Origin of the sequence: Streptomyces milbemycinicus, assembly GCF_002154605.1 — a bacterium.
GTDB lineage: Bacteria > Actinomycetota > Actinomycetes > Streptomycetales > Streptomycetaceae > Streptomyces > Streptomyces milbemycinicus.
This window is the reverse complement of sequence record NZ_MUNE01000096.1, coordinates 1-6,698: the sequence shown is the minus strand read 5'-3', so window position 1 is coordinate 6,698 and position 6,698 is coordinate 1. Positions and strand designations below refer to the sequence as shown.

Below are 6,698 nucleotides of genomic sequence, written 5' to 3'. Positions count from 1 at the left end.
ACCCCAGCCGCCCCAACCACAACCCCCCGCGTACAGCGATGAGCCGGTCGAGCTGCCACTCGCCGAGCCGTACGAGTTGGCCGACCTCGTGCCCGACACCGTGTTGGACGGCGCCCGGTGCGGGGCCGCCACGCTGCGGGCGGTCTCCTCCCGTGGCGAGTCGGCTCGCCGGAGCGGGGAGCCTCGGCGGGACGCGTTGCTGACGGCGCGGTTCGGGGCGGGGCCCGGGGCGTTGGTGATGGTGGCGCTCGCGAGTGGCGCGAGTGGCGCAGGGGGTGCGGGGAGTGCCGAGGGGGCGCAGCGGGCGGCGCGTGAGTTGTGTGAGTGGATCGGCGGCGCGGTCGGCCGCAGCCATGCGCGATTAATGGACGACCTGCGCACCGGAAACCGCAGTGCGCTCAAGTCCGGGCTGCACCGGCTCACCGACCGTGGCCTGGGGCGCCTGCGGGCCCGCGCGGCCGAGCTGGGTGTGGACCCGGCCGAGTACACCGCCGCGCTGCGCTGTCTGCTGCTGCCCGCCGACCCCGCCTGCCGTACCCGGGTGTTCTTCGGTGCGGGCGACGGCGGCGTCTTCCGGTTGCGCGCGGGCGCCTGGCAGGACCTGGAGCCGCCCGGGCCGGAACAGGACACCGTGGGCGGCCCCGTGGTCGGGTTCGGCGGTACGGCACGGCCCGCGACACAGGCCACCGACGCGCCCGCGACGATGAGCTTCGGGATCGCCACACCGGGCACCGGCCCCGCCCCGGGTCCGGCCCCGGTCCCGGCCGCCGCCCCGTTCCGTTTCCGGGCCTCTGTAGCCCGGCCGGGCGATGTGCTGCTGATGTGCGGCGGCGGGCTTGCCGAGCCGCTGCGCGGCCGGCCCGAACTCGCCGGACACCTGGCGGAACGCTGGGCACAGGGCGAGCCGCCGGGGCTCGCCGCGTTCCTCGCGGACACCCGGACACGGGTGAACGGCTACGCCGACGACCGTACGGCGGCCGCCGTCTGGGAGGCGTGAGCGCGCGGTCCATGGGTTGATGGAGCCGTATGCCGCCGGTTTACCGGCATACGCAGCCATGACCCGGACGGAAGGGCGCGCGATGGGCAAGCAAACCGTGGCCGAGCAGTTTGTGGATCTCCTTGCGCGCGCCGGGGTGCAGCGGCTGTACGGGGTCGTGGGGGACAGCCTCAACCCGGTCGTGGACGCGGTCCGCCGCAACGCGGCCATCGACTGGATCCAGGTCCGCCACGAGGAGTCGGCGGCTTTCGCCGCCGGGGCCGAGGCGCAGCTCACCGGCCGCCTCGCGGCGTGCGCCGGGTCCTGCGGCCCCGGCAATCTGCATCTGATCAACGGCCTGTACGACGCGCACCGCTCGATGGCCCCGGTGCTCGCCCTGGCCTCGCACATCCCCAGCAGCGAGATCGGCAGCGGCTACTTCCAGGAGACCCACCCCGACCGGCTGTTCAACGAGTGCAGCCACTACTGCGAGCTGATCTCCAACCCGCGGCAGATGCCGCGCGTGCTGCAGACCGCGATCCAGCACGCGATCGGCCGCAGCGGCGTCAGCGTGGTGGCGCTGCCCGGCGATATCGCGGCGCTCCCGGCGCCCGAGCGGGCCGAGGAGCACGCCCTGGTCACCTCCCGCCCCTCGGTGCGCCCCGGCGACGCGGAGATCGACGCGCTCGCCCGGATGGTGGACGCGGCCGACCGGGTGACGCTGTTCTGCGGCAGCGGCACGGCCGGGGCGCACGCCGAGGTGATGGCCTTCGCCGAGCAGGTGAAGGCCCCGGTGGGGCATGCGCTGCGGGGCAAGGAGTGGATCCAGTACGACAATCCGTACGATGTAGGCATGAGCGGGCTGCTCGGCTACGGCGCGGCGTACGAGGCCACCCACGAATGCGATCTGCTGATCCTGCTGGGCACCGACTTCCCGTACAACGCCTTTCTGCCCGACGATGTGAAGACCGTGCAGATCGACGTCCGCCCCGAGCATCTGGGCCGCCGCTCCAAACTCGACCTGGCGGTGTGGGGCGATGTGCGCGAGACGCTGACCTGTCTGACGCCGAAGGTGCGCGTCAAGAAGGACCGCAGATTCCTGGACCGGATGCTGAAGAAGCACGCGGACGCGCTGGAGGGCGTGGTCAAGGCGTACACCCGCCGGGTGGACAGGCACATTCCGATCCACCCGGAGTATGTGGCGTCGGTGCTGGACGATGAGGCGGCCCCGGACGCGGTGTTCACCGTCGACACCGGTATGTGCAATGTGTGGGCGGCCCGCTATCTGACGCCCAACGGCCGGCGCCGGGTGATCGGCTCGTTCACCCATGGCTCGATGGCCAACGCGGTGCCGCAGGCGATCGGCGCCCAGTTCCTCGACCGCCGCCGCCAGGTCGTCTCGATGTCGGGCGACGGCGGTTTCGCCATGCTGATGGGCGACTTCCTCACCCTCGTCCAGTACGACCTGCCGGTGAAGGTGGTGCTCTTCAACAACTCCGCGCTCGGCATGGTCGAGCTGGAGATGATGGTCTCGGGCCTGCCCGCGTACGGCACCACCAATCTGAACCCCGACTTCGCGGAGATCGCCCGCGCCGCCGGGGCGTACGGCGAGCGGGTGGAGAAGCCCAAGCATCTGCGGGCGGCGCTGCGGGCCGCCTTCCGCTACAAGGGGCCCGCGCTGGTGGATGTGGTCACCGATCCCAACGCGCTGTCCATCCCGCCGAAGATCCGGGCCGAGATGGTGACCGGCTTCGCGCTGTCCGCGAGCAAGATCGTGCTGGACGGCGGGGTGGGCCGGATGGTGCAACTGGCCCGCGCGAATCTGCGGAACCTGCCCCGGCCCTGACCCCGCCGCCTGTCGCGCGCCTACGCGGGCGTGAGCCTGAGGGTCAGGATCTCGTGCGGGCGCAGGCTCAGGGCCAGCCCGCCCTCGCCGGTGGCCGCCTCGTGCAGCGGCCGCTCAATCAGGTCCGTCACCTGGGCGCTGACCACCGGGAAGCCGGTGGTCAGCGTGGCGGACGCGCGCCCGCCGCGCGACTCGTACAGCCGGACCACCACATCGCCGCCACGGTCCTCCGCCAGCTTGACGGACTCGACGGTGATCGCGGGGTTGTCGACGCCGATCAGGGACGGGAGCACCGGACCCGCGGGCAGGGCGCGCAGCGGCAGGTTGAGCGCCAGGCCCTCGGCGACCGCGTCGCCCACCTCGGCGCCGGGCAGCAGCGCATACGCGAAGCGGTGGGTGCCGAGGTCGGTCTCGGGGTCGGGGCTGTGCGGGGCGCGCAGCAGGGTCAGCCGCACCGTCGTGCCCAGCACCGGACCGCCCTCGCCGCCGCCCTCGCCATCGACCGGGTGCTCCGTACGGGTCACATCGTGGCCGTACGTCGAGTCGTTGAGCAGCGCCGCGCCATAGCCGGGCTCGGCGACCCGCAGCCAGCGGTGGGCGCAGATCTCGAACCGGGCCGCGTCCCAGCTGGTGTTGGTGTGGGTGGCACGGTCCACATGCCCGAACTGGATCTCGGAAGTGGACACCTTGGCGTGGATGTCCAGCGGGAACGCGGCCTTGAGGACCTTCTCCGACTCCTGCCAGTCCACCTCGGTGGTGATGTCCACCCGGCGGCTGCCCTGGCTGAGCCGGATCTCCTGGGTGACGCGGGAGGCCCCCGACGCGCCGAAGGCGCGCACCACCCGGACCGCGGCGCGCAGCGGCCCGGACTCGACCAGCTCGACGGACTCGGCGTCGGTGAGGTCGGTGTGGGCCCGGCGGTAGTGCCGGTCGATGTCCCAGGCGTCATATTCATTCGGGTGGTCGGGGTGCAGCTGGAGGAGGTTGCCGCGGGCGCCGGGCGCGATCAGCTCCCGGTCGGCGGCGAGGTCCCGTACGGAGGTCAGCAGCCCGTCGCCGTCGATGACCACCCGCAGCAGATCGTTGTCCAGGACGATGGTGCGTCCGTCGCTCAGCGCGCTGACCGGCGCCTGGGGCTCGGCCGCCGCCCCCGGCGTGTCGGGGTGCACGGCCGACGCGCCCAGCGCAGCCAGCCGCACCGCGACCGCGGCGCGCCCGTCCTCCAGCGGCTGGACCGCCGCGCCTTCCGGGAGGGCCGCCGCCGTCGGCGCGTCGAGCGTGACGACCTCGGCGCGCTCGTACGGGGACGCGTTCAGCACCACCGGCCCGTCCGGCGCGCCGCCGAGCGCACCGACCGCCGTCGCGATGATCAGCTCCAGCTCGGTGCGGACCCGCTCATAGGTGTCGCTCGCCTCGCGGTGCACCCAGGCGATCGAGGAGCCCGGCAGGATGTCATGGAACTGGTGCAGCAGCACCGTCTTCCAGATCCGGTCCAGGTCGTCGTACGGATAGGCGTACCCGGGGGAGCGCAGCGCGGCGGCCGCCGCCCACAGCTCCGCCTCCCGCAGCAGATGCTCGCTGCGCCGGTTGCCCTGCTTGGTCTTGACCTGTGTGGTGTACGTCGCCCGGTGCGTCTCCAGATACAGCTCGCCCGACCACACCGGTGCCTTGGCCCCGTACTCCCGCTCCGCCTCGGTGAAGAACGCCGACGGCCGCTCGATCTCCACCCGCGGCGAGCCCTCGAGCGACGTGAGCCGCCGCGCCTTCTCCAGCATCTCGCGGGTGGGGCCGCCACCGCCGTCGCCGAAGCCGAAGGGGACGAGGGAGCGGGTCGCCAGCCCCTTCTCGGCGAAGTTCTTCTCGGCGTGGGCGAGTTCGTGAGCATGGAACTCGGCGTTGTAGGTGTCGACCGGCGGGAAGTGGGTGAACACCCGGGTGCCGTCGATGCCCTCCCACCAGAAGGTGTGGTGCGGCATCTTGTTCGTCTGGTTCCAGGACAGCTTCTGGGTGAGGAACCACCGCACCCCCGCGAGCTTCGCCAGCTGAGGGAAGGCGGCCGTGTAGCCGAAGGAGTCCGGCAGCCAGATCTCCTCGGTGTCCACCCCCAGCTCCTCCAGGAAGAACCGCTTGCCGTGCACGATCTGCCGGGCCAGCGCCTCACCGCCGGGCATGTTGGCATCGGACTCGACCCACATCGAGCCGACCGGCGCCCAGTTGCCGTCGGCCACGGCCTTCTTGATCCGCTCCCAGATGTGCGGCTGGTGCTCCTTGACCCATGCGTACTGCTGCGCCTGCGAGCAGGCGAAGACCAGCTCCGGGTAGTCGCGCGCGAGCGCGGTGACATTGGCGAAGGTCCGGGACGCCTTGCGGACGGTCTCGCGCAGCGGCCACAGCCACGCCGAGTCGATATGGGCGTGCCCGGCCGCCGACACGCGGTGTGCGCTGGCGTTCGCGGGGCGGCTGAGCACCTCGGTCAGCGCGGCGCGCCCGGCCGCGGCGGTGCCCGGCACATCGTGGAGGTCCAGCGCGTCCAGCATGTTCTCCAGCGCACGCAGTATTTCGTGGTGCCGCGGCCGGTCCGCGGGGAGCTCGCGCATCAGCTCCGACAGCACCTCGATGTCCAGCACCAGATGCCAGACCTCCTCGTTCAGCACGGCGAGGTCGGCCGAGGCGAAGCGGTACAGCAGCCGGTCCCCGGCAGTCAGCACATCGCCCAGCCAGGTCGGCTCGAAGCCGTCGCGCAGCATGGCCGGATTGGCGGCCGCCTCCAGCAGCAGCCGCACCGGCTCACCGCCGGCCGCCGGGGCGGCGACGGGGATATGGCGGTTACGCGGATGGATGCCCTTGATCGGCACCCCTTCCGCGTCGTACACCAGCCCCTCGGCCTGGAAGCCGGGCCCATCCCCGGTGAAGCCCGGGTCGATGACGGCCTCGACCCGCCGCCCCGCCCACGCCGACGGCACCTCGCCCTCCAGCCGGAACCACCAGGTCGACCACGGCGAGCCCCACTCGGTGCCGGTCTCGAAGGGCTCGTACGACCCCTTCAGCGCGTCGCCCACCGGGACCGGCTCGCCCGGGGTGCGCCACGCGGTCAGCGTGAGCGGGGTGCGCGCCGTGTACTGGGCGGGCCTGATGAACTGGCGCAACGCCCGGTCAAGGCGCCCTTCCACCAGCGATCGGTCGTCGTGCATACGCGGCTCTCCTAGGCATCGGCGCTCGGTGGATCAACTCCCCGATCATTTCCCGCGGTGTGTGGGCACCCACACGCGGGAATGCATTCCGTGAGCGTGTTCGACGACATTTCGACACTGGCCGCGCCGTGTGCGGCCGGGGCGGGGGAGGATGAAGCGTCAGCCTTCACGGCGGGGCGGGACGGCCGGGCGGCCGGAAGCGGGGGCGGTGGCCATCGAGAGCGAGTGGGACCCGGCCCTCAGCCGGCGATTGCACGGCGGTGAGCTGTCCCGGGTGGCGGAAATCCGTGCGGCCCTGCGCGAACTGCTGCGGTACTGGGGCGAGCCGAGCAGGAGGGACCTGGCCGAACTGCTCATCAGCGAGCTGGTCACCAACGCGCTGGTGCACACCGACCGCGGGGCGCACATCACGGCCACGCTCGGCGACGGGTCCGATGCGCTGGTCGGCGGCCGATTACGGGTGGAGGTGCGGGACTTCGTCTCCCGGCATCCGACGCTGCGTACGCATGCGGCCGAGGAGGGCACATCCGGGCGCGGACTGCTGCTGGTGCATATGCTCGCGGATGCGTGGGGGGTGCGGGCCCACGGTGTGGGGAAGGCGGTCTGGTTCGAGCTCGACGCGCGGTTCGGACCGGACGCGGGGCGTGGATGAGACACGCCGAGCGGGGGCGGGAGAGGAGACGGG

At 72.3% G+C, this 6,698-nt stretch carries 4 protein-coding genes; 3 read left to right on the top strand and 1 reads right to left on the bottom strand.

Translation table 11 applies throughout. The annotated features are described in order from the left end of the window. Positions 1-997, top strand: a 997-nt coding sequence (locus tag CCN51_RS08620; protein WP_143675749.1) for a protein phosphatase 2C domain-containing protein, incomplete at its 5' end; no start/stop codon positions are given. Between the two features lie 82 nt (positions 998-1,079). Then, a complete protein-coding gene (locus CCN51_RS08615) occupies positions 1,080-2,822 on the top strand; it encodes a pyruvate dehydrogenase (protein ID WP_014175581.1) in 1,743 nt (580 codons plus the stop codon). A 20-nt stretch (positions 2,823-2,842) separates the two neighbouring features. Here CCN51_RS08615 and CCN51_RS08610 read toward each other — a convergent pair whose 3' ends face one another. Beyond that, positions 2,843-6,013, bottom strand: coding sequence for an alpha-mannosidase (locus CCN51_RS08610; protein WP_014175580.1), 3,171 nt, complete (start codon positions 6,011-6,013; stop codon positions 2,843-2,845). Between the two features lie 151 nt (positions 6,014-6,164). Between CCN51_RS08610 and CCN51_RS08605 the strand changes: the two genes are divergently transcribed. After that, complete coding sequence (locus CCN51_RS08605) at positions 6,165-6,665, top strand: ATP-binding protein (RefSeq protein WP_055413907.1); 501 nt, start codon at positions 6,165-6,167, stop codon at positions 6,663-6,665. Positions 6,666-6,698 lie beyond the last annotated feature (33 nt).